We start from the raw sequence: 21,696 nt of genomic DNA, 5'->3' as shown, positions 1-21,696 counted from the left end.
AAGCATTCCACATAAGTAACGATATACATAAGCAATTCGATATATTGTGCAAAAAAATATCAAGCGTTGCCCTGGACATACCCCAACACATTCCCCAGAACACTCTCCAGGTAAGGCCGGTTGATCCAGAACCAGACTTCCTTGCCGATCTTCTCCGAAGCCAGCACCTCGGCCTCGCGCAAAATCTTCAAGTGGTGTGAAACCGTGGAGCGGGTCAGGGTCGACACTTCGGCGATCTGCCCGACGTTGAGCCGCTCACCCTTCTCGAAGAGCAGCAGGATGCGCTGCCGATGCTCGTCGCCTAGGGCGGTGAACACCTTGGAGAGAGGCTTCCATTCTTCGGGGAGGGCGCGGCTGTAGTCGGACTTCATGTCGATGATCGTAGTTATGTCGATACGTCGTGTCAAGTGTTCTTTTTGCCTGATGGTGGCCAGGACGACACCCCATCCTATTTTGGACGCGGCACAAATCATGCTGCGCCCGTGAGTTTGAGCGCTGTCGGAAATATTGCTATATTTCTGACATTCTGGAGCCATTGCCTTGCACACCCTTGCCCAACAAGTCATGGAACACGCCGCCGGTTTGCCCGAAGGCACGCCTTTGGTCGCCAAAGAACTCTTGCATCTGGGAAGCCGCGCTGCTGTAGATCAAGCGTTGTGCCGCCTTGTGCAGCGTGGCGCTCTGCTGCGCGCGGGCCGCGGCATTTATGTCCTGCCGGTGGAAAGCCGCTTCGGCACCCGAGCACCGTCGACCGCCAGGATGCTCGAAGGGCTGGCGAGCCATCGCGGGGAAACCATCGTCTCGCACGGTGCGGCGGCCGCCCATGCACTGGGCCTCACCGCCCAGGTCCCGATGCGGGCCATCTACCTGACCTCCGGCCCCAGCCGTCGCCTGAAGTTAGGGGCGCAAACCGTGGAGTTGCGGCATGCGGCAGTGTGGCAGTTGATCTTTCCGGGCCGTGCTGCCGGCGATGTGGTCCGGGCGCTGGCATGGCTGGGCCCGGAAAAAGCCGGAGCGGCGTTGCGAACACTGCGCACCCGATTGCCGCCGGCCGAGATCAACGAGGTGGCCGCGGCACGTGCACGCCTCCCGATGTGGATGGCACAGGAAATCAGTGCGCAAGTCGTGCCCCATGGCTGATTTCTTCCAACTCTCTGCCGATGAGCGTCTGGAAGTCCTCGTTCAGGCGGCCAATGCTTCCGGGCGCCCTCCCCACCTGTTGGAAAAGGACGTTTGGGTGGTCTGGTCCCTACGGCACCTCTTTGCCACGCCCTATGCGGGGCACCTCGTCTTCAAGGGTGGCACTTCCCTGTCCAAGGCCTTCGGCGTCATTCGGCGCTTCTCCGAGGATGTGGACATGACCTACGACATCCGCGCCATCGCTGCCGATCTGATCGGCGATGCGGGCACACCGCTTCCGGTCAGCAAGAGCCAGGAGAAGAAGTGGAGCAAGGAGATCCGTGCCCGACTCGCGACGTGGGTGGCGACAGCAGTCGTCCCACAGCTCCAGCACGACCTCGGTCAGCAGCGTCTTCCCGCCATGGTGCGGGCCGACGCCGACAAGGTGTTCATCGACTACACCCCCCTCACCCCAGGAACGGGCTATGTCGCATCGACGGTCATGCTCGAATTCGGCGCACGCTCCACCGGGGAGCCTTGCCATTTTCGCCCCGTTCGGTGCGACGCTGCCCCATACCTGCAGGGCGTGAAATTTCCCGAGGCGACGCCTCAAGTGATGCGCGCCGAGCGGACTTTCTGGGAAAAAGCCACGGCGATCCACGTCTTCTGCGCACAAGGTGATTTTCGCGGCGGCGACCGGTTCGCGCGCCATTGGCATGATCTCGCCCGCCTGGCTCGCGCCGGTTTCGCCGATGCGGCCATCGCGGACAGGGCACTGGCGAAGGCAGTGGCCGACCAAAAAGCCGTCTTCTTCTCGGAGAAACATCCGGACGGCTCCTTGATCGACTACCACAGCGCCGTTTCAGGTGGCCTTCGGCTCGTGCCCGATGGCGAAGCCTTGAGCAAGCTGGCAGCCGACTATCAGCGCATGGCCGACGACGGCCTATTCCTCGACGAGGTCGAGACCTTCGATGCCCTCCTTCGCGAATGCGAGACCATTCAGGAGAAGGCGAACGCCGCATGAAGTGGCATCGAGCGAACTTACTGGTCTCAATCGACATGCTTTTCAAGGCGGCGGACCGGTGAGGCTCATCATGCCTCCGCGTCGGGCGCCCCTGCGCCTGGAATGCTCCCCGGCCTCCTCCGGATCGTTGAACCCCAAGGGATTCTCTGAATAACCGGCTATTTCCGCGCAGGCTGTCATAAAAAAGATGAAAAACAGGCGATTTTCGACCGTTGACCGTGAAATCCAGGGAGTTTTCCCTGCATTTCCCGTTTCACGGGCGCACCTCGCCCACCAAGGGCAACAATCGCTTGCGAGCCATCCACAAATTTGCCAGCGCAAACAGCGTCACGATCTGCCCCGTATTCTTCGCCAGACCACGGTAGCGAACTTTCACAAAGCCAAACTGGCGCTTCACTACCCGGAACGGATGTTCAACAATTGCCCGCACCGCCGAGAGCATCCGGTTGAACGCCTTCTGCTCCTCAGTCAGCGCTCCGCCAGCCGGCTTCTTGGTCGGTGTCAGAACAGACAGATTGCCTTCCTTCTGGAACTCGTCAATCGTCCGGTTCTTCTTGTGATAGCCGCGATCACCGAGCGCAATGGCTTCTTCCCCGTGCAGGCACTTCTCCATCATCGCAATGTCCGCAACCTTGGCCGTCGTGCATTCCACGGTATGAATCAAGCCGCTGTCGGCATCGACGCCAATATGGGCTTTCATCCCGAAGTGCCACTGATTGCCCTTCTTGGTCTGCGTCATTTCTGGATCACGCTTCTTGTCTTCGTTCTTCGTCGAACTCGGTGCTGCAATCAGCGTTGCATCGACTACCGTGCCGCGCTTCATCGACAGCCCTTTCTCCGACAACACCGCGTTGACCTCGGCAAAGATCGCCACCGCCAGGTCATGCTTCTCCAGCAGATGGCGGAAGCGCAAGATGGTGCTTTCGTCTGGCATCACATCCTCGAAGGCATCCAGTCCGGCAAACTGGCGCAGCAGCGGCACGTCGTGCAAGGCTTCTTCCATCGCCGGGTCCGAGTAACCAAACCACTGTTGCATGAAGTGAATCCGCAGCATCGTGCCCAGCGGCATCGGCGGGCGGCCGTTTCCCTTTTTCGGGTAGAACGGCTCGATCAGCGACTCAAGACGCGACCACGGCACCACCGTTTCCATCTCCGCCAGGAACACTGCCTTGCGGGTTTGCTTGCCGGCTTTCGGCAAAAAACCCGTCTCGGCCAGGCTCAGTTGCTTCATCGGTTTCATCTGTCTCATCAACTCAATGACAATGCCGTCATTTTCTCAAATTGCGCTGCATGATGGTTACTTATGCAGAGTTTCCCAAGCGCTCCAGGACGCGCTGCATGCGCAGGGCTTCGTTTTCGGCCCCCTCGAGCAAGGGTCCGTCGTAGTCGCGCAGACGATCGAGGACGAACTGGACGACCTCGACCGGCATCGCCTCCGCCTGGGCGCGAAACGCCGCTGGTGGTCTGCTTCGCCATTGGCGGAACACGATGAAAGCGCCGGATTTGCGTTTCTGGCTAGGCGCGAACCGCAGCGATAGCCGAAGCTATCGCGAGGATGAGCAACAACGCCAGGAGCGCAAAGGCAAGCTTTCATGTTTCGTCAATTGCGAAGCAGACCGCCAGCACCCGGTCCCTCGGAAAACGCCCGCCTGGGGCGAGAAGTGGCGTCCCCGCCCGGGGTCCGGTCTCGACCCTGTAATGGCGATATCCCCGTTCCGCGCTCCAGGCCACCGATTGCTCGTCGCGATGTTTGTCGTAGGCCAGTTGAAACGCGGCCGGCTTCCCCTCGGGGTCGAACCAGACCACCAGGTCGAGTTGCCGGGCGAAGTACCACTTGCGCGGGGGCTCGCCTTCGATCTGGCGGGTGTTCCTGATTTCTCGCAGCACGGGGTGGCGGGGAATGACGGACGGAAGATGCCAGGGAGTTTCCTGACGACCCGGCTGCCGCTCAAGTCCGCCGGGCAGCGGCCCCGTTGGCCAGAGCCGAGGCACCCACGCGAGCGTCCCGCGGCTACACTACGCCCTGCCGCACCTCCCTTTTCCCGCCCCCCATGCTCCCGCCCGCCCCCGTTTCCTTCCGCCAGGCCCTCGCCTTTTGGCTCAAGCTCGGTTTTCTCAGCTTCGGTGGGCCCGCCGGGCAGATTGCGCTGATGCACCGGGAACTGGTGGAACAGCGGCGCTGGATTTCCGAGGGCCGCTTCCTGCATGCCCTCAATTACTGCATGGTCCTGCCCGGCCCGGAAGCGCAGCAACTCGCCACCTACACCGGCTGGCTGCTGCACCGCACGGCGGGAGGCATCGCAGCGGGCGCCCTGTTCGTTCTGCCTTCGCTCTTCATCCTCATCGCCCTGTCCTGGGTCTATGCGGCTTACGGCCAGGTGCCCCTGGTAGCCGGGCTGTTCTACGGCATCAAGCCGGCGGTGACCGCCATCGTCGTCCAGGCAGCCTGGCGCATCGGCTCCCGCGCCCTGAAGAACGGCCTCCTGATCGGCATTGCGGCGGCGGCCTTCGTCGCCATCTTTGCCCTGGCCGTGCCCTTCCCCGCCATCGTCGCCGGGGCGGCGACCCTGGGTTTCCTGGGCGGACGCCTTCTCCCGGAAAAATTTCGCTCCGGCGGCCATGGCAAGGCGGAAAAGTCCTTTGGCCCCGCCCTCATCGACGACGCCACGCCCATCCCGGACCACGCCCGCTTTACCTGGCCACGGCTCATCCGGGTGGCCGTCATCGGCGTTCTGCTGGCTGTCCTCCCCCTCGCCGCCCTGACCCTGGCTTGGGGCTGGGAGCACACCCTGACGCAGATGGGCTGGTTCTTCACCAAGGCGGCCCTGCTCACCTTCGGCGGCGCCTATGCGGTGCTGCCCTACGTCTACCAGGGCGCCGTGAACCACTTCGGCTGGCTCACCCCGGCCCAGATGATCGACGGCCTGGCCCTGGGCGAAACGACGCCCGGCCCGCTCATCATGGTGGTGGCCTTCGTCGGCTTCGTCGGGGCCTACGGGCAGGCGCTCTTTGGCCCGGACAATCTCTTTCTGGCTGGCGCGACGGCGGCCACGGTGGTGACCTGGTTCACCTTCCTGCCATCTTTCGTCTTTATTCTGGCCGGCGGCCCCTTCGTGGAAACCACTCACAACGACCTGAAATTCACCGCCCCCCTCACCGCCATCACTGCCGCCGTGGTGGGCGTCATCGTCAATCTCGCCCTCTTCTTTGCCTACCATGTCCTGTGGCCCAAGGGCCTCGACGGCCCCTTCGACCCCATCGCGGCCCTCATCGCCACCGCAGCCGCGGTGGCGCTGTTCCGCTACAGGATCGGCGTGGTGCCGGTGATCGCGGGCTGCGCGCTGGCGGGGCTGGGGATGGCGATGCTGGCTTGAGGGGAACCGCCCGGCTCCCCTCCCGGGACGATCAGGATTGGCGTTTGCGTTTGCCCGCCCCCGGCGCGGCGCCCGCAGCCTTGGGCGACGGAGCGGAGGTTTTTTTCCCTGCCGCGGCGGATTTTTTCTTCTTGCCCTTGGGGATGTCCGGTGCCCCCTCGTGGAACGGCGCATCGACCACCGGTGGCTTGCCGACACCCGCTTCGACGTGCAGCCCGACCGGGACGTCTATCCCTTCGAGACCCTTGCCCTTCACGACGAAGACGAGCACATAGCTGCGCTTGGCCGAGGGTGCGAATTCGAGGGTATGCACCGTCGCCCCTCCGCCATCGACCGCTTTGGCCGTCGCCACTTTGTCGCCTTTGTGGGTGAACAGTTCGAGCGTGGTCCCCGACGGCAGGCCGGTAAAAGTCAGGCGCGTCCAGGACGGCGCGGGAACGCCCTGCACCCCGAAACTCCCCGGCAGCCTGATGCCGGGCTGACCATAGAGGGCCGGCAAGGGCAGCAGTCCGCCGCGCCAGCCCCGGCCGCCACAGGTGAGCAGCAGCCGCAGCCCGCCCAGCGGGAAGCCGAAACGCCCGCCCCCCGGCACCCAGGGAAAACCCACTGGAATGCCACAGGGCAGGGGCGGCGGCGGTTCCAGCAAACGCCCCGGAGGAACGTTGGGCGGACAGCAGCCCAGCTTCTGCGCGCCGATCAGGGTCGCGGAAACGCCGCTGCTCTCCTGCCAGGCGACGATACTGGTGTCGCCGGCCGATACGACGGCCAGCGCATCGGACTGGCGGCCCGCCCCCTGGCTCACCGCCACGATGGCGTCGCGCGTCGCGGCAGCACCCTTCTCGTCGCAGCACCAGGACATCAGCTTGGGCACTTCGCCGCCGTGATCCTCGAAGCTGACCAGGGCGCCGCCCTTGTCGCGCGCCGTGACCGTCACCAGCCGGGCGTGGTTGAAGTGCAGTTGATTGGCCAGCGCCCCCACCGCCACGGTGGCAATGTGGCGGGCCGAAGTGAAGCGCCAGTGGGAGATGTTGCTCGCATCCACCTTGTCGACACTCACCGTGCCATTCGTCTCGACCGTGGCCAGAAGAAAACCGCCGGATCCGTCGGCGGCAAGGCTGTAGGCCTGGGGGTGGGACAGCGCGACCGTGCTGCGCGTCCAGGCGGGAACGTCGGCATCCGCCTCGAAGCGCTGCACCACCAGGGGCGCGCTGATGGGATCGGGGCTGAAGGCCACGTACATCGCGCCGTCCGGGTCGGCCACCACGCGGCGGGGGGCCGCGTCATGGCGAAAATCGAACCCCAGGCCGATGGGGAACGGCCCGGCGGTCACGTTGCCGGAGAGATCGAGCCAGGCGCCGGTAATCGGACTCGGCCCGGTCGGGTTCGGATCCAGCCACACCGCCCCGACGCGATTGCCAGCCAACGCCAGGGCAAGCTGGGCCTTCCCGCCCGCCGCCGGGGGTCCGGACAGGGCCACGCCACCGGCCGGCCATTGCAGGGCACCGGCGGCGCTGATGCGTTGGGCCAGCACATTGCGCCCGCTGCCGTTCGTCACATTGGCCGAATTGACGGCGACGATCGCCCCCCCGGCACCGTCGCCGATGGCATCCAGCCCCGTGAAGCCTCCGGCGCTGGGCAGCACCCGCAGGGCCTGCGGCCACTGGGACTGGCACTGGGCATCGAAGCGCTGGGCCAATAGCGGTGCGCCATGGGCAGGTGTGGCGAACACCACGATGCACCCGCCCCCCGGCGCCGGCACCAGGGCCGCCTGAATGATGAAGGCCAGGACCGGCGTCTGCACGACTCCCGAAGCCTGCACCTGGCCGCTGCCGCTCACATGGACCAGCTTCAGACTGGCCGCCGAAGCCTGCGGAAACTCGAGCACGGCCACATAGCAACCGTCGCCGCCATCGCCGCACAGCGCCATGACGCGGGACTGCGCCATGGATTGGGCGACATCGACTCCGGCACCCCAGCGGTTGCGCGCGCAGGGGCGCAGGTCGGGCAGTTTTTCAGGAATGAACACGGTTCCGATCGGCATGGTCTTGGTCCTCGGGACAGCGGCGGGCAGGGTGAGCCCACCTGGTTGGCAGGAGACGCGGCGGGCTGAACAACCCCGACTGAATAGCGGGGATCGACAGTCGGAGGGGTGGCGCCGGGCGCACAAGCACGGCCGGGAATGCAGGCCTGCCGGAGCCGGGGACAACGATACACCAATTCCATATGACTGTGACTCACCCGGGGAAGCCGGCCTGGCGGAGCCTGCGGAGGGATCCCGGGCAAGCTTGCTTCCACCCCTCCCATGCAAGGCAAGACGCCCGAGAAGCCCGTCAGATCGGTATGCGTCGCTGCCGAGGCCCGCATCGACGCCCCTATCCCGCGAAGCGAACCGCAGCCATGGCCGAAGCCCTGGCGGGGATGAGCGACGAGCGGGGGGCGTGCCGAACCGTGCTGAACCTATCTGACGCACTACCCGTGTCGCTGCGCCCCCTGCGCCAAGCGGTCTACCGGATTTTCGCCATCTCCAGCGAGACCCTGTAGGCATGGCGCATCTGCGCCTCGGTGTAGGCGTGCTCACGCCCCACCGGACAAGCGCGGCGGGCCGGGCAGTCGCTTGCGCAAGGCGAGGCGGGCCGCAACCGGTGCGCCACGCAGACCTCCACGCGAAAGCCGGTCTGCGCCGTCGCCCCCGCGGGGCACGCGGCCAGGCAGGGCTGGCCGACGCAGGTGTCGCAGGGGCGCTGCGGAGGCGTGGCTTGGGTGACGGGCAGATCCGAATCGGCCAGCAGGGCGGCGCGATAGGCGAACCAGGTTCCCCAGTGGGGGTGAATGCCGAGTCCCAGGGGCGAGGGCCGCTGCCAACCGAGCCCGTCGCCGAGGGCGCCGAGATTGAGGGGAAAAGCGGAATTTCCCGGAGTTTCGGGATAGACGAGGCGCTGGCGCACCCCTGCCAGGTGCTCCGCTGCCCAGGCGCAGACGATGGCACGGCTGGCGCTGTCGATGGGGTCCCACCCGGAGAGGCCGCCGGCTTCCAGGGCCTGCCAGAAACGACGGCCGGCGTGGCCGAAGAGGATGAGCTGGCGGTAGCCTTCCATTGCCGCCGCCAGCACAGGCGGCAGGTCGGCCACGGCGATGACCGCCTGCAAGCCCAGTCCGGCATCCTCCAGCACCGCGGCACCGGGGAGGATGCTCACCCCTGCAGGCGGCCCAGCGCCGCAACGAGGGCTTCGGGGCCGGCGGGCCGCACGATGCGCTCGATTTCCCGGCCGTCCCGCAGGAAGATCAGGGTGGGCCAGAGCTTCACCGCGAAGGAACGGCCCAGGCGGCGGCCGGGACCGTCCTCGATCCGCCAGTGGGGGACCGCAGCCGCCTCCAGGGCCGCGACGATGGCGGGGCGGGCGGCGCGGCAGATGCCGCACCAGTTGGCGCCGAATTCCAGGATCAGCGGCCCGCTGCGCCCATCCACCTCGGCCCGGGTGAGGTCGGCATGGGCGTAATCGGCTTCCACGCTCAGCGGATGACCTTGAGCAACTCGACTTCGAAGCTCAGGGTGGCGTCGGGGGGAATGACGCCGCCGGCGCCGCGGGAGCCGTAGGCGATGGCCGGCGGGCAGGTGAGGCGGGCCTTGCCGCCTTCGCGCATCTTGGCGACACCCTCGGTCCAGCAGGGGATGACCCGGTTGAGGGGGAAGGTGGCGGGCTGGCCGCGCTTGTAGGAGCTGTCGAATTCGGTGCCGTTGGCCAGGGTGCCGCGGTAATGCACCTGGACGTTGGCTTCCGGGGTGGGCTGCTGGCCGGTGCCGTCCTTGAGGGACTCGTAGACCAGGCCGGAGGGCATGGTCTCGGGGGCGGCGTGAGCGAGGGGGGCGGCACCCAGGGCGGCGAGAAGGACGAGGGAACGCGGGGTCATGGAAGAAAGTCTCCGGCAAAGGGCGGGAAGCTACCGGGAAGCACTGGCGGGCGCAAGGGTAGGCCTGCGGCGGGCTTACGACTTGAGCAATTCCTGGCGGGAACCCAGCCAGCGGCGCAGGTGCAGCCGGGCGGCTTGCGGGTCCGAGTCGAGGAGGGTTTCGGCGACTTCGCGGGCGGCTTCGACGAGGTCCGCGTCCATTTCCAGGTCGGCGTAGCGCAGCAGCGGAACCCCGCTCTGACGGCTGCCGACGAACTCCCCGGGGCCGCGCAACTGGAGATCCTGGCGGGCGATTTCGAAGCCGTCGGTGTTCTCGAAAATCACCCGCAACCGCTGGCGGGCAGTCTGGGAGAGGGGCTGGGCGTAGAGCAGGACGCAGGTCGATTCGACCGCGCCGCGCCCCACCCGGCCGCGCAACTGGTGCAACTGGGAGAGTCCGAAACGTTCGGCGTGCTCGATGACCATGAGGCTCGCGTTGGGCACATCCACCCCCACTTCGATCACCGTGGTGGCCACCAGGACGTCGATCCCGCCAGTCGCGAAGGCGGCCATGGCGGCCTGCTTCTCGTCGGGCTTGAGGCGGCCGTGCACCAGGCCGACTTTGAGGTCCGGCAGTTCTTCGCTGAGGCGGGCGTGGGTTTCCAGGGCGGTCTGCAACTGGAGGGCCTCGGATTCCTCGATCAGGGGGCAGACCCAGTAGGCCTGGCGGCCTGCGGCACCGTGGCGGGCCAGGAAGGCGATGACGTCGTCGCGGCGGGCGTCGGCGACCAGGCGGGTCTTCACCGGGCTGCGGCCGGGGGGCAGTTCGTCGAGGACGGTGACGTCGAGGTCGGCGTAGTAGCTCATGGCCAGGGTGCGCGGGATGGGGGTGGCCGACATCATGAGCTGGTGCGGATTGCCCCCCTTCCTGCGCAGGGCCAGGCGCTGGGCGACGCCAAAGCGGTGCTGCTCATCGACGATGGCCAGCCCCAGGCGGGAAAAATCGACCGCGTCCTGAATCAGGGCATGGGTGCCGACCACCACCTGGGCGTCGGTCGCCGCCTTGGCCTGCTGCGCCCGCTTCTGTTTTCCCTTGAGGCTGCCGCAAAGCCAGGCGAGGGAAATCCCCAGGGGTTCGAGCCAGGCGGAAAGTTTCTTGTAGTGCTGCTCGGCGAGGATTTCGGTGGGCGCCATGAAGGCCGCCTGCCAACCAGCCTCCACCGCCCGGCAGGCGGCCAGGGCGGCGACGATGGTCTTGCCGCTGCCCACGTCGCCTTGCAGCAGGCGCTGCATGGGGTGGGGCCGGGCCAGATCGGCGGCGATTTCGTCCGCCGCCCGGCGCTGGGCACCGGTCAGGGCAAAGGGCAGTGCCCCCAGGAGCCGTCCGGCCAGATCGCCGCAAGCCGCCAGCACCGGGGCGCCGAGTTGACGGCGGCTGCGGTAGGCCAGGCGCAGGGAAAGCTGCTGGGCGAGCACTTCGTCGAACTTGATGCGCCGCCAGGCGGGATGGTTGCGGGCGTGCAGGGCTTCCAGCGCCGTTCCCGGCGGGGGCGCATGGAGAAAGCGCAGGCTGCGGGCGAACTCGGCCAGCCGGAGGCGCTGGCGGGTGGCGGGGTCCAGGCTGTCGGCCAGATCGTCGTCTTGCAGGGCCTGGGTGATGAGGCGACGCAGGGCCGCAGGGGAAACGCCGGCCGTGCAGGGATAGACGGGGGTCAGACCCGCGGGCAGAGGCGCCTCGCCGGCAATGGCGTGAAAGCGGGGATGGATCATCTCGGCGCCGAAGAAGCCGCCCCTCACTTCGCCGAAGGCCCGGATGCGCGCCCCTTCGACCAGGACCGCCCGTTGGGCCGGATAGAGGCTGAAAAAGCGCAGCCACAACTCGCCGCTGGCGTCCGAGGCGCGCACCACCCATTGGCGGCGCGGACGGAACTGGGCCTCGAGCGACTGCACCGTGACCTCGACCTGCACCGGAGCCCCCTCGGGGGCTTCGGCCACCGGTGTGATGCGGGTTTCATCCTCGTAGCGCAGGGGCAGGTGCACGAGAAGATCGTCCCGGGTATGGAGACCCAGGCGGGCGAGTTTCTTCTGCAGGGCTGGCGAAGCCGGGATCGGGGCAGCAATCCCCGCGCTGCCCGGGGCACCGTCCTGGGACGGCCCGGGGCCTGCGACTTCCGCCGTCGGGGGAGCGCCGGCCCCCGCTGGCGTCATGCGCCGAGGAACATCACCGCGTCGGCTTCCACCAGGGCACCCCGCGGCAGTTCCTTGACCCCCACCGCCGCCCGGGCCGGGAAGGGCTGGGAAAAGTAGCGGGCCATGGCCTCGTTGACCTTGGCGAAATGGGCCAGATCGGTGAGGAAGACGTTGAGCTTGACCACATCGGCCAGGCTGCCGCCGGCCGCCTCGGCGACCGCCTTGAGATTCTCGAAAACCCGCAGCACCTGGGCATCGATGCCTTCCACCAGGTGGCCGCTGGCCGGGTCCAGGCCGATCTGGCCGGAGAGATAAACCGTGTCGCCCACCCGTACCGCCTGGGAATAGGTGCCGATGGCGGCGGGGGCGTGGGGCGTGGAAATGATCGTTTTGCTCATGGTAGGGTCTCAGGAAACAATGCAAGACGGAGATGTTAAATGACGACGCCCACCCTCGCCAGCCTGGAAAAGCTTCTCGACGGTCCCCGGGACGGCCCCCTGCTGCGCTACTCCCTCGGCAACGAATACCTCAAGGCCGGCGACCCCCAGAAAGCCGCCGCCCGCCTGCGCGAGGCCGTGGCCCGCGATCCCCACTATTCGGCCGCCTGGAAGCTCCTGGGCAAGGCCCTGACGGCCGCCGGGGAAGACAGCGCCGCCCTGGCCGCCTACGAGATGGGCGTCCAGGTAGCGACCGACCGCGGCGACGTCCAGGCCGCCAAGGAGATGGAAGTTTTCGCCAAGCGGCTCCGTAAGGCGAGGGACGCGGGGGTCGGATAAGCGCCGTTTCCTCATCCCCCCGCAAGACGCGGGGGCTGAATCCGGCCGCCGGGGTTTTCCCGATCAGTGCTTTCCGGCGGGCGGAATAAGGACCGGATCGATGCCCAGGGCGCGCAGCTTTTCCCGCGCCGCATCGGCTTCCTGCCGGGACTTGAAGGGCCCCACCTGGACCCGGGCTTCCAGGGTGGAGGGGATACCGGCCAGGGTCAGCTTGGCGTGCAGTTCCTCGGCCCGCTGGGGACTGCTGAAAACGCCGGCCTGGAGCACATAGCCCTGGGCCGCGCGCGGTGCGACGGCCATGGGCGCCGGGGAGGCCGCGGGTGCGGGAAACGCGGGGCGGCTGGGAGCATCAGCCCGAGTCGGCGCGCCGGTGCCTTCCGGCACGGCCGCTGGAGGCGCCACCGCAACCGCCGACTGGGGCGCCGCGGCCGGAGCCTGCGCCACCGGCGCGGACTTGGGCGCTGGGGCCGCAGGCACGGCGGTGGGCTGGGGCAATTCCGGCTGGGCGGCCACCTCGGGCTTGGCCGGTGCCCCAGGAGCTGGCGACGGCTCCGCGGGAGCGGCCTTGGGCTCGGAGGTCGGCTCGCCGCCCTTGACCGGCTGGGTCATTTCCTTCTTGGGCGGTACGGGGACCGGCTGGCTGTACACCGGGGTTTCCGGCTCTTCCGGGGCGCTTGCCAGATGGTCGAAGAAGGCAAGCACCGCCAGCAGGACAGCAACCAATCCCCCCGCCACCACCAGGCGCTTCAACAGCTTGCCGCGCAGTTCGCCGCTTTCGGGAGTGTCTTCGCTCATGGAGTGCTCCGTGGATCAGGACCGCTGGCCATTGACCAGAGCGACGACCAGGTCGGCCTCGGCCCGGGAAATACCGCAGCGCTCGGCAATGGTCGCCGCATTGTGGCCGGCGGTGGCCATTTGCATGGCGTCGTTGTAGAGGGGAGAAACGGCCTGGGGCGCACGCCGCTGGGCGATTTCCGCCTGCAATTCGCGGCGCAGGGCAGCGAGTTCGCTGCGCAGGGCATCGACCTCGTCCCGCAGCAGCAGCACTTCGGCTTCCAGTCCCTCGGCGTCCGGGGAACGGGCCAGTTGCTGCGGCGCCTCTTCCCAGGCCGACGGCGCGAGGGGCAGGGAAGTTTCCTGCTCGCCCGCATCGCTGCCTGGGACCGGCGGGATATCCACACCCGCCGCTCCAGGGGTGGGGACATCGGGCTCCAGGGTATCGGCCTTGCGCCGCAGGCGCCCCATGCGCAGCAGGAGAAATCCCATATAGGCCCCCACCAGGACGATGAGAACGACGACGCCCTCACGCCAGCCGAAGGCCCCGTCCCCCAGTTCAGGAATCAAGCCGCGCCCCCGGCCACCCGCCGGTCAGAACCCGTGCGAATACTGGATTCCCAGGACATGCCCGGAATCGTCATAGCGACCGCGTAGGGTGGCGGTTCCGGTGGGTAGCACCTTGGTTTGGTTGATCGACGGATCGCGCAGATACAGATACGCATAACCAATATCGACCGCCGACTCCTTGCTCGGCTTCCACTGGGCCCCCAGCGTCAGCCACAGACGATCGTTGTCGGGGACACGGGCGGTACGGTGGGAATCGCTGGTCGGCGTGTGGTCGAAGGCGATACCGAACTTGATTTTCCAGGCCTCGTTGGCCTTGTATGCCGCGCCCCAGGCGATGCGCCAGGCGTCGCGGTAGTTGAAGGGTTCGCTACCCAAAAGGGTGCCATTACTCTTCGTCACGATGTCCGCCTTGTCGAAATCGCTCCAGTCCGTATAGGAGAGATCCCCCATGGCTTCCCAGCGGTCGGAAACCTGCTGCCAGACAGAGAGAATGAAGGTATCGGGCAATTCAACCTTGGTCTTGGCCGGGAAGACGGTCGTGGCAACGGTTTGCTCTCCGTCTACCGTATAGCGCATCGCGGAACGGTAAGAGACCCCCACGCGCATCGAGGGCGAAAGGGTAAACAAGGCTCCTGCGTTCCAACCCCAGGCGCTGTCATCCCCCTTCAATTCCGAACTCACCGGAATGCCAACGTGGGTGAGACTGGTCATCTTGGCGTCGATAAGCTGGTAATTGACGCCAAAGCCGAGGGAAAGCTTGTCATTCACCTTGTAGGCCACGGAGGGATTGAAATTCACCGTGCGGATATCCGCTTTGAGCGAGTGATAGCGCCCAATCCAGCCGTCGTCGTATTCAGTCGCCAGGCCAAAGGGAGCGGAAATCCCGAGACCCACGAACCACTGAGGACTCAGTTGCCAGGACAGGTAGGCATTCGGCACAGCAGCCCAACCACCCGCGTCGCCACCGTCGCCGCCCGACAAACCTGCCACGAGCCCGGTCCCCGAAGAGCCGCGATCATTGAATTCGAAACTCGGCCCGACAGCGGAAACACCAAGAGAAACACGAACGCCGCTCAACTGCGTCATTCCCGCCGGATTGAAGAAAATGGTGCTGGCGTTGTCGGCGATGGCGGCAGAACCGGCGTAGGCGGTGCCGATGCCGCTGGCGTTCTGTTCCCAGAGTTGGAAGCCGGCGGCGGCGGCGGTTCCCGAAAAGGCGGCCAGAAGGCAGGCCGGAAGAAGGCGCAGGCGAAGGGCGTTCAACGGAATTCTCCCCGAATATCCATAAATCTTGAGTAATGGCCGGATTTTACGCATTTTCCGGGGGAACGTCCCGTTTTTCCCCCTGGGAATCGATGGCGACGTAGGTCAGTTGCGCCTGTGTCACACGGACGACGATGGGTTCGGCGTAGTTGCGCTCGGCATAAACCTCGACATCCACCGTGATCGAGGTTTTTCCCACCCGCACGACGCGGGCGTAAAAGCTCACCACGTCGCCCACCGATACCGGCTGCTTGAACTGGAAGCAATTGACCGACACCGTCGCCACCCGGCCCCGCGCCCGGCGCAGGGCGGGAATGGCGCCGGCCACGTCCACCTGGGCCATGACCCAGCCGCCGAAGACGTCGCCGTATTGGTTGAGATCGGCGGGCATGGGCATGACCCGCAGGGTGGGTTCGCTGGCGGGGAGTTGGGCGATGTGGTCCATGGGAGGGGCGCTCGACAGGAGGAAAGCGGCTGATTTTCCCGGAAGCGGCGCAGTTTTCCTATACTCCCGCTTCCCCCTCCAGAAATCGCCCATGCGCCGCTCCTCCGCCCTGCCCCGCCCCCCCGCCGGATCGCCGGTTCCGACCCTGCATATCCGCACCACCCTGGCCACCCTGCTGCCCTACCTGTGGCGCTACCGCCTGCGGGTGGTGCTGGCCCTGTCCTGCCTGGTGGGGGCCAAGGTGGCCAACGTATCCGTGCCCCTGGTGTTCAAGGCCATGATCGACGGCCTTTCCGGCCCCCAGCAGGCCCTGGCGCTGCCGGCGCTGCTCCTGCTGCTCTACGGTGCCCTGCGCTTTTCCACGGCCCTGTTCACCGAGTTGCGCGAGATGCTCTTTGCCCGGGTGACACAGCAGGCGGTGCGCCACGTGGCCCTGGAGGTTTTCCGGCACCTGCATTCCCTGGCCCTGCGTTTTCATCTGGATCGACAGACCGGCGGGGTTTCGCGGGACATCGAGCGGGGAACCCGCTCCATCGGCAGCCTGATTTCCTACAGCCTGTACTCGATCCTGCCCACCCTGGTGGAGATCGCGCTGGTGCTGGGCATTCTCTTCGTGCAGTACGACGTGGGCTACGTCGTCATCACCGCCCTTTCCCTCACCGCCTACATCGTGTTCACGGTGAAGGTGAGCAATTGGCGCATCGATATCCGGCGGGCGGTGAATGAGTCGGATTCGGCCGCCAACACCCGGGCCATCGACAGCCTCATCAACTATGAGACGGTCAAATACTTCAACAACGAGGCTTTCGAAGCGCGCCGCTACGATACCCAGATGCTCCAGTGGGAGGACGCGGCAACCCGCAGCCAGACGACCCTTTCCTTCCTCAATCTGGGGCAGCAGGGCATCATCGCCCTGGGGGTCACGGCGATGATGTGGCGGGCGGCGTCCGGCGTGGTGGACGGCAGCATGACCTTGGGCGATCTGGTCCTGGTCAACGCCTTTCTCATCCAGCTCTATACGCCGCTGAACTTCCTGGGCATGGTGTATCGGGAGATTCGCCAGGCCCTGACCGACATCGAGCGCATGTTCGGCCTCCTGGCCGAGCACCGCGAAGTGGCCGACGCGCCCGACGCCCGCGAGTTGCCCGCAGGCCCCCTGCGGGTCGATTTCGAGGCGGTACGCTTTGCCTACGAGCCCGAGCGCCTGATCCTGGGCGGCGTCGATTTCACCATCGCTCCGGGACATACGGTGGCGGTGGTGGGGCCTTCCGGCGCCGGGAAATCGACTCTGGCCCGGCTGCTCTTCCGCTTTTACGACGTGAGCGGCGGCGCCATCCGCATCAACGGTCACGATCTGCGCGGCCTGAGGCAGGCCAGCCTGCGCAGCGCCATCGGCATCGTTCCCCAGGACACGGTGCTGTTCAACGACAGCATTTTCTACAACATCCAGTACGGTCGGCCGGAGGCTTCCCGGGACGAGGTCCTGGCGGCGGCCCGGGCGGCCCAGTTGCATGATTTCATCGAGTCCCTGCCGCAAAAGTACGACACCCGCGTGGGCGAGCGGGGCCTGAAGCTTTCCGGGGGAGAGAAGCAGCGGGTGGCCATTGCCCGCACCCTGCTCAAGAATCCGCCCCTGCTCATTTTCGACGAGGCGACCTCGGCCCTCGATTCGGGCACCGAGAAGGCCATCCAGGCGCAACTGGAATTTGCCGCCCGCGGACGCACGGTGCTGGTCATCGCCCATCGCCTGTCCACGGTCATGAACGCCGATCTCATCCTGGTCATGGACGAGGGGCGCATCGCCGAGCGCGGCAGCCACGGCTCCCTGCTCCAGGCGGGCGGCACTTACGCCCGCATGTGGGCCTTGCAGCAGCAGGAAGAGTCCGGGGCACAGAAGCCCTGATACCATGGCCGGCGTCGGCAACCTCCCACCATGAAATTCCCGACTCCCCCCTCCCTGCCCCGCCCCTCGGCGCACCTGCGCTGGGTGGCGCCGGTCGTGCTTTTCCTGCTCCTGGCCGCTCTCGCCTGCAGCTATGGCAAGCATCGCCGCCTGGCCCTGGAAGAAAGCCGCAATCAGGACTTCCAGCGCGAGGCAGCCCAGGCGACCTACGAACTGCGGGAGCGGCTGCAGTTCCACGGCCAGTTCATCCGGGACCTGGCCGCCTTTTTCGCCAGCAGCGAGGCCATCAGTGCCGAGGAATGGCGGCTGTACACCGTGCGGACCGATGCGTACCGTCATCTGCCGGGGATGATCGCCTACGGTTTCGCCCCCCGCATAGAGCGCAGCGAAGTGGGTGCCCTGGAGGCCAGGGTCCGGCAGCGGGACGGCGGCGGCGATTTCACGGTCTATCCCGCGGGGGACTCGCCCATGCTGGTCGTCGTGGACCTGCTCGCCGCGGGCCAGGATGTGGCACTGCGCGCCCGGGGCTTCGACCTGTATTCCGAGCCCGCACGGCGCGAAGCGCTGGAGCGGGCCATCGACGTTGATGACATCGTCGTTTCCCGCAAGGTCGTGCTGGTACACGATGAGGAACAGTCGGCCTTCCTCATGCTGCGCGCCGTGTATCGCGCCGGGGCGCCCATCGGCAACGTGCAGGAGCGCCGCGCTGCCTTCGCCGGCGTCGCCTATGCGGCTTACCGCATGAGCGAATTTCTGGATACAACGCAGAAGACGATGGTCGATACCCTGGCCCTGCGCGTCTTCGACCAGGATCAGGAGTCCGGCGAGGTCCCCTTTCACAGCACTCGGCCGGCACTCGATTGGGATTCCGCTCCCCTGCACACCCAGCACGAAGTGGATTTCGGCGGCCGGACCTGGCGGCTCGAATTTGCCTACGGCGGCGGCCCCGCGGCAGCGAGTCTTGCCGATCCGGCCCTGATCATCGTCGGGGGGCTCACCATCTCGCTGCTCCTGTCCCTCGGGGTTTTTCTGCTCCTGACCCAAAAGCACATGGCCATGGCCTACGCCGCTCAGGCGACGGCGGATTTACGCCAGGCCGAGGCCGCCATCCGCGCCCGGGACCAGTTCAAGCAGGCGATTCTGGACTGTGCCACCGAGGTCAGCATCATCGCCACCGACGTGAGCGGAACGATCACCCTGTTCAACCGCGGGGCGGAGAAATTGCTGGGGCGGGAAGCGAGCGACATGCTAGGCAAGGCAACGCCGGCGGCCTTCCATCGGGAGGACGAGATCGCGGCACGCTCCGCAGAGTTGTCCCGACTGTTGCAGCGCCCGGTCGAGGGCTTCCAGGTCTTCACCGCGCTACCGGACCGGGAGGGCTTCGAACGGCGGGAATGGACCTACCGGCGGGTGGACGGCGCGCTGCTGCGGGTCGATCTGACCGTCACGGCCCTGCGCGGGGCCGACGGCAGCGTCACGGGTTACCTAGGCATCGCCATCGACGTGAGCGACAAACACGCCGCCGAAGAGAAGCTCGCGCGCCAGCACGACATGGTGCAGACCATCCTGGCCAACGTGCCCTGCGGCATCTCCCTCATCGACCCCGAGCTCAATTTCATCGCTGCCAACCAGCGTCTGCTGGAGGTGCTCGATTTTCCGCCCGAGCTTTTTGCTCCTCGCACGCCCACCTTTCGTGAGGTGGCGCTGTTCAACGCCCGCCGTGGCGAGTATGGCCCTGGCGACCCGGAGGCCCTGGCCGATGCACTGATGGCCAAGGCGGCCAATCCCCAAGCCCACCAGTTCGAGCGCACGCGCCCCGACGGCCGGGTCATCGAGGTGCGTGGCACCCCCCTTAGCGGGGGCGGCTTCGTCACCATCTATACCGACATTACGGATCGCAAGCGCATCGAGGCGGAACTGCGCCGGCACCGGGACAATCTGCAGGAACTGGTGATGGCGCGCACCGCCGACCTTTCCCGCGCCCTCACCGCGGCGACCAGGGCCGATCGGGCCAAGTCGGAATTCCTGGCGAATATGTCCCACGAGCTGCGCACCCCCATGCACGCCATCATGAGCTTCAGCCGCCTGGGGATGGAGCGGGCCCACGCGGCCCCCGAAAAGGCGATTCCGTACTTCGAGCGCATCCGGCAAAGCGCCGAACGGCTGGTCGTCCTCATCAACGACCTGCTCGATCTTTCCAGGCTGGAAGCGGGACGCATGCCCATGCACAAGGCCCGCTTCGACCTCGCCGGAGTGGTCGGCGACGCCATCCGCGACCTGGAGTCCCTCCTCACGCCCCACGCCCTGACGGTCAGTTTCAGCCTTGAGGCGCGGGACTGTTCCCTGATCGGCGACGCGGTCCAGATCGCCCGCGTGGTCCACAACCTGCTCGCCAATGCCATCAAGTTCTCGCCGCCCGGGGGCGAGATCGGGGTGCGCATCGGCGAGACCCTGGATTGCTTCGGCACCCCCACCCTGATGGTCGAGTTCTGCGACCGGGGCGTTGGCATTCCGGCGAGCGAGCTGGATCAGATCTTCGAGAAGTTCGTCCAGAGCAGCACCACCAAGACCGGGGCCGGCGGCACGGGCCTGGGACTGGCCATCTCGCGCGAGATCATCCAGGCCCACCATGGTACGATTGCGGCAAAGAACAACCCGGAGGGCGGCGCCACATTCACCATCACGCTCCCGGTCGCGCCACCCACCGAGGGTGCCGGCGAACCGGTGATCTGATCCCGCCTGTCGGCCCCAAGCCAGTTTCCGATGACCGATACCCTCAAACCCCTGCGCATCCTCGCGGTCGACGACAACAAGACGAACCTGCACGTCCTGCAGGTCTTCCTAAAAAAGCTGGGCCATCAGGTACTGTTGGCCGAGAACGGCGAGGAGGCGGTACAGGCCTTCGAGGCGGAGCGCCCCGACATGGTCCTGCTCGACATCATGATGCCGGTGATGGACGGCTTCGAGGCTGCCCGGCGCATCCGGGCCCTGGTCAAGGAACTCTGGGTTCCGGTCATTTTCCTGTCGGCGCTGAATCGGGACGAGAACCTGCTGGAAGGGCTCAATGCCGGGGGCGACGACTACCTGACGAAGCCGATCAATTTCATCGTCCTGGAAGCGAAGCTGCGCTCGATGCAGAAGTCGCTGACGCTCCAGGCCCAGTCGATCGAGGCCTTGAAGCGCCTCCAGGCCATTTCCGACAACGTGCTCGAGGCGATCATCACCATCGACACGAAGGCCACGATCCTGGCCTGCAATTCGGCCACGGAAAAGCTTTTTGGCTGGCCGGCCGCCGATCTGATCGGCCAGAACGTCAAGGTGCTCATGCCGGAACCTTACCATTCCGAGCACGATGGCTACGTCGGCCGCTACGTGGGTGGCGAGCCCCCACGCATCATGGGCAGCGAGCGGGAAGTGATCGGCAAGCGCCGGGACGGCGCCCTGTTCCCTGCCGAACTCGGCGTGTCCGAAATTCAACTCGACAACACCCGCCTTTTCATCGGCGTCGTGCGCGACATTTCCGAGCGCAAGGCCGCCGACGCCAAGCTGCACGAGAATGCCCGCCAGCTCCAGGCCTACTACGACCAGACCGAGAGCGAGCAGCAACTCGCCATGCGTCTGGTGGAAAAGCAGATGCACCGGCGCGGGCTCCAGGATCCCAGCCTGCAATACAAGGTGATTCCGGCCGAGCATTTCAGCGGCGACGTGGTGGCGGCGGCCCGCTCACCTCAGGGGCGCTTTTATGCCCTCCTGGCGGATGCCACCGGACATGGTCTGGCGGCAGCCATCAGCGTGCTGCCGGTACTGACGGTCTTTTACCGCATGAGCGCCCAGAACCTGCCGGTGCATGAACTGATCCGGGAACTCAACCAGCAGTTGCGCGAGTCGATGCCCATCGGCCGTTTCGTCGCCGCCACGGTCGTGGCCCTGGACCCGACCAGCAAGCGGGGCGAAATCTGGGTGGGGGGGACGCCTGCGGCACTGCTCATCGATCGCTGGGGGCGCAAGGAGGCGGAGTTCCCGTCCACCCAGGTGCCCCTGGGCATCATTGACCAGATTGACGCCGAGGCGACCTCGTTTACCTGGGAAAAGGAGAGTCAGCTCTTCCTCTATTCGGATGGACTCATCGAGGCCACCGACCGCGAAGGCCGCCAGTTCGGGCCGGAAGGCATCCTGGGCAGCCTGGCCCACACCACACCGGGTCAGCGCTTCGACGCGGTCCAGACGGCGTTGCGGCGGCACCTGGGCGAGGAGATGGCCGCTGACGACGTTTCCCTGATGGTCATTGCCTGCCCGTGACAGACCCCACCGACGCGTTTGCCGCGGGCGCAAAAAAGGCCGGGATTTCCCGGCCTTTTTTTGTGCGCTGA

20 protein-coding genes are annotated in these 21,696 nt (G+C 66.4%); 7 read left to right on the top strand and 13 right to left on the bottom strand.

The genetic code is table 11. The features are described 5' to 3' along the window. Nucleotides 1–59 precede the first annotated feature (59 nt). On the bottom strand, nt 60–371 hold the full coding sequence (locus IPM73_00745) for a winged helix-turn-helix transcriptional regulator (GenBank protein ID MBK8916624.1): 312 nt from the start codon (nt 369–371) through the stop codon (nt 60–62). 169 nt (nt 372–540) lie between these two features. Here IPM73_00745 and IPM73_00740 point away from each other — a divergent pair, with 169 nt between their 5' ends. Both IPM73_00740 and IPM73_00735 read left to right on the top strand, forming a co-directional pair. Continuing rightward, nucleotides 541–1,140 (top strand): hypothetical protein, encoded by a 600-nt coding sequence (locus IPM73_00740; protein ID MBK8916623.1) that lies wholly within the window; start codon nt 541–543, stop codon nt 1,138–1,140. Beyond that, complete coding sequence (locus IPM73_00735; GenBank protein ID MBK8916622.1) at nt 1,133–2,143, top strand: nucleotidyl transferase AbiEii/AbiGii toxin family protein; 1,011 nt, start codon at nt 1,133–1,135, stop codon at nt 2,141–2,143. The genes IPM73_00740 and IPM73_00735 overlap by 8 nt, the downstream gene beginning before the upstream one ends. A gap of 253 nt (nt 2,144–2,396) precedes the next feature. Here the strand turns inward: IPM73_00735 and IPM73_00730 are convergent, their stop codons facing one another. Together IPM73_00730 and IPM73_00725 are read right to left on the bottom strand one after the other, a co-directional pair. Next, nucleotides 2,397–3,374: an IS5 family transposase gene (locus IPM73_00730; protein MBK8916621.1), complete on the bottom strand. Its 978-nt coding sequence runs from the start codon at nt 3,372–3,374 to the stop codon at nt 2,397–2,399. Between the two features lie 359 nt (nt 3,375–3,733). Continuing rightward, entirely contained in the window at nt 3,734–4,030 is a 297-nt protein-coding gene (locus tag IPM73_00725; protein MBK8916620.1) for a hypothetical protein, read from the bottom strand. A 164-nt stretch (nt 4,031–4,194) separates the two neighbouring features. On the opposite strand from IPM73_00725, the gene chrA reads away from it, so the two are divergent. Next, nucleotides 4,195–5,517, top strand: coding sequence for a chromate efflux transporter (gene chrA, locus IPM73_00720; GenBank protein MBK8916619.1), 1,323 nt, complete (start codon nt 4,195–4,197; stop codon nt 5,515–5,517). A 31-nt stretch (nt 5,518–5,548) separates the two neighbouring features. Here chrA and IPM73_00715 read toward each other — a convergent pair whose 3' ends face one another. From IPM73_00715 to IPM73_00690, 6 genes are all read right to left on the bottom strand, one after another. Next, nucleotides 5,549–7,558 carry a hypothetical protein gene (locus tag IPM73_00715; protein MBK8916618.1) on the bottom strand — a complete coding sequence of 670 codons (2,010 nt, stop codon included), beginning with the start codon at nt 7,556–7,558 and terminating at the stop codon, nt 5,549–5,551. 463 nt (nt 7,559–8,021) lie between these two features. Next, the gene (locus IPM73_00710) at nt 8,022–8,711 is read right to left on the bottom strand and encodes a hypothetical protein (protein MBK8916617.1); all 690 of its coding nucleotides are present in this window, start codon (nt 8,709–8,711) and stop codon (nt 8,022–8,024) included. Continuing rightward, entirely contained in the window at nt 8,708–9,031 is a 324-nt protein-coding gene (locus IPM73_00705; protein ID MBK8916616.1) for a thioredoxin family protein, read from the bottom strand. Before IPM73_00705 ends, IPM73_00710 begins: the two co-directional genes overlap by 4 nt. Next, entirely contained in the window at nt 9,028–9,426 is a 399-nt protein-coding gene (locus IPM73_00700) for an FKBP-type peptidyl-prolyl cis-trans isomerase (GenBank protein MBK8916615.1), read from the bottom strand. Before IPM73_00700 ends, IPM73_00705 begins: the two co-directional genes overlap by 4 nt. 75 nt (nt 9,427–9,501) lie before the next feature. Then, nucleotides 9,502–11,613: an ATP-dependent DNA helicase RecG gene (gene recG, locus IPM73_00695; protein ID MBK8916614.1), complete on the bottom strand. Its 2,112-nt coding sequence runs from the start codon at nt 11,611–11,613 to the stop codon at nt 9,502–9,504. Continuing rightward, entirely contained in the window at nt 11,610–11,993 is a 384-nt protein-coding gene (locus IPM73_00690) for a RidA family protein (protein ID MBK8916613.1), read from the bottom strand. The genes recG and IPM73_00690 overlap by 4 nt, the downstream gene beginning before the upstream one ends. A 39-nt stretch (nt 11,994–12,032) precedes the next feature. On the opposite strand from IPM73_00690, the gene IPM73_00685 reads away from it, so the two are divergent. Further along, nucleotides 12,033–12,371 carry a tetratricopeptide repeat protein gene (locus IPM73_00685; GenBank protein MBK8916612.1) on the top strand — a complete coding sequence of 113 codons (339 nt, stop codon included), beginning with the start codon at nt 12,033–12,035 and terminating at the stop codon, nt 12,369–12,371. Nucleotides 12,372–12,434: 63 nt separating this feature from the next. Here the strand turns inward: IPM73_00685 and IPM73_00680 are convergent, their stop codons facing one another. Genes IPM73_00680 through IPM73_00665 form a run of 4 tightly spaced genes read right to left on the bottom strand, consistent with a single transcriptional unit; the run spans nt 12,435 to nt 15,423 of the window. Then, complete coding sequence (locus IPM73_00680) at nt 12,435–13,166, bottom strand: SPOR domain-containing protein (GenBank protein ID MBK8916611.1); 732 nt, start codon at nt 13,164–13,166, stop codon at nt 12,435–12,437. A gap of 15 nt (nt 13,167–13,181) precedes the next feature. Further along, nucleotides 13,182–13,715, bottom strand: a complete 534-nt coding sequence (locus IPM73_00675; GenBank protein MBK8916610.1) for a DUF2802 domain-containing protein — start codon at nt 13,713–13,715, stop codon at nt 13,182–13,184. A gap of 24 nt (nt 13,716–13,739) precedes the next feature. After that, on the bottom strand, nt 13,740–15,032 hold the full coding sequence (locus IPM73_00670) for an outer membrane protein transport protein (protein MBK8916609.1): 1,293 nt from the start codon (nt 15,030–15,032) through the stop codon (nt 13,740–13,742). Next, the gene (locus IPM73_00665) at nt 15,025–15,423 is read right to left on the bottom strand and encodes an acyl-CoA thioesterase (GenBank protein MBK8916608.1); all 399 of its coding nucleotides are present in this window, start codon (nt 15,421–15,423) and stop codon (nt 15,025–15,027) included. The genes IPM73_00670 and IPM73_00665 overlap by 8 nt, the downstream gene beginning before the upstream one ends. A 91-nt stretch (nt 15,424–15,514) precedes the next feature. On the opposite strand from IPM73_00665, the gene IPM73_00660 reads away from it, so the two are divergent. The 3 genes from IPM73_00660 to IPM73_00650 are packed head-to-tail and all read left to right on the top strand — an operon-like array spanning nt 15,515 to nt 21,625. Further along, on the top strand, nt 15,515–17,326 hold the full coding sequence (locus IPM73_00660) for an ABC transporter ATP-binding protein/permease (protein ID MBK8916607.1): 1,812 nt from the start codon (nt 15,515–15,517) through the stop codon (nt 17,324–17,326). Nucleotides 17,327–17,356: 30 nt separating this feature from the next. Continuing rightward, nucleotides 17,357–20,059: a CHASE domain-containing protein gene (locus tag IPM73_00655; GenBank protein MBK8916606.1), complete on the top strand. Its 2,703-nt coding sequence runs from the start codon at nt 17,357–17,359 to the stop codon at nt 20,057–20,059. Nucleotides 20,060–20,089: 30 nt separating this feature from the next. After that, nucleotides 20,090–21,625 carry a SpoIIE family protein phosphatase gene (locus IPM73_00650; GenBank protein MBK8916605.1) on the top strand — a complete coding sequence of 512 codons (1,536 nt, stop codon included), beginning with the start codon at nt 20,090–20,092 and terminating at the stop codon, nt 21,623–21,625. The last annotated feature ends 71 nt before the right edge of the window (nt 21,626–21,696 follow it).

The sequence above is a fragment of the Betaproteobacteria bacterium genome (assembly GCA_016720065.1).
Taxonomy (GTDB): domain Bacteria; phylum Pseudomonadota; class Gammaproteobacteria; order Burkholderiales; family Rhodocyclaceae; genus SSSZ01.
This window is presented reverse-complemented; position numbering and strand designations above follow the sequence as displayed.

What these genes read in the sequence shown, in the direction of transcription:
- IPM73_00665 (MBK8916608.1), bottom strand. Translation starts at nt 15,423, where the DNA reads ATGGACCACATCGCCCAACTCCCCGCCAGCGAACCCACCCTGCGGGTC.
- IPM73_00660 (MBK8916607.1), top strand. Translation starts at nt 15,515, where the DNA reads ATGCGCCGCTCCTCCGCCCTGCCCCGCCCCCCCGCCGGATCGCCGGTT.
- IPM73_00700 (MBK8916615.1), bottom strand. Translation starts at nt 9,426, where the DNA reads ATGACCCCGCGTTCCCTCGTCCTTCTCGCCGCCCTGGGTGCCGCCCCC.
- recG (MBK8916614.1), bottom strand. Translation starts at nt 11,613, where the DNA reads ATGACGCCAGCGGGGGCCGGCGCTCCCCCGACGGCGGAAGTCGCAGGC.
- chrA (MBK8916619.1), top strand. Translation starts at nt 4,195, where the DNA reads ATGCTCCCGCCCGCCCCCGTTTCCTTCCGCCAGGCCCTCGCCTTTTGG.
- IPM73_00730 (MBK8916621.1), bottom strand. Translation starts at nt 3,374, where the DNA reads ATGAAGCAACTGAGCCTGGCCGAGACGGGTTTTTTGCCGAAAGCCGGC.
- IPM73_00650 (MBK8916605.1), top strand. Translation starts at nt 20,090, where the DNA reads ATGACCGATACCCTCAAACCCCTGCGCATCCTCGCGGTCGACGACAAC.
- IPM73_00685 (MBK8916612.1), top strand. Translation starts at nt 12,033, where the DNA reads ATGACGACGCCCACCCTCGCCAGCCTGGAAAAGCTTCTCGACGGTCCC.
- IPM73_00715 (MBK8916618.1), bottom strand. Translation starts at nt 7,558, where the DNA reads ATGCCGATCGGAACCGTGTTCATTCCTGAAAAACTGCCCGACCTGCGC.
- IPM73_00670 (MBK8916609.1), bottom strand. Translation starts at nt 15,032, where the DNA reads ATGCGTAAAATCCGGCCATTACTCAAGATTTATGGATATTCGGGGAGA.
- IPM73_00655 (MBK8916606.1), top strand. Translation starts at nt 17,357, where the DNA reads ATGAAATTCCCGACTCCCCCCTCCCTGCCCCGCCCCTCGGCGCACCTG.
- IPM73_00745 (MBK8916624.1), bottom strand. Translation starts at nt 371, where the DNA reads ATGAAGTCCGACTACAGCCGCGCCCTCCCCGAAGAATGGAAGCCTCTC.
- IPM73_00680 (MBK8916611.1), bottom strand. Translation starts at nt 13,166, where the DNA reads ATGAGCGAAGACACTCCCGAAAGCGGCGAACTGCGCGGCAAGCTGTTG.
- IPM73_00735 (MBK8916622.1), top strand. Translation starts at nt 1,133, where the DNA reads ATGGCTGATTTCTTCCAACTCTCTGCCGATGAGCGTCTGGAAGTCCTC.
- IPM73_00690 (MBK8916613.1), bottom strand. Translation starts at nt 11,993, where the DNA reads ATGAGCAAAACGATCATTTCCACGCCCCACGCCCCCGCCGCCATCGGC.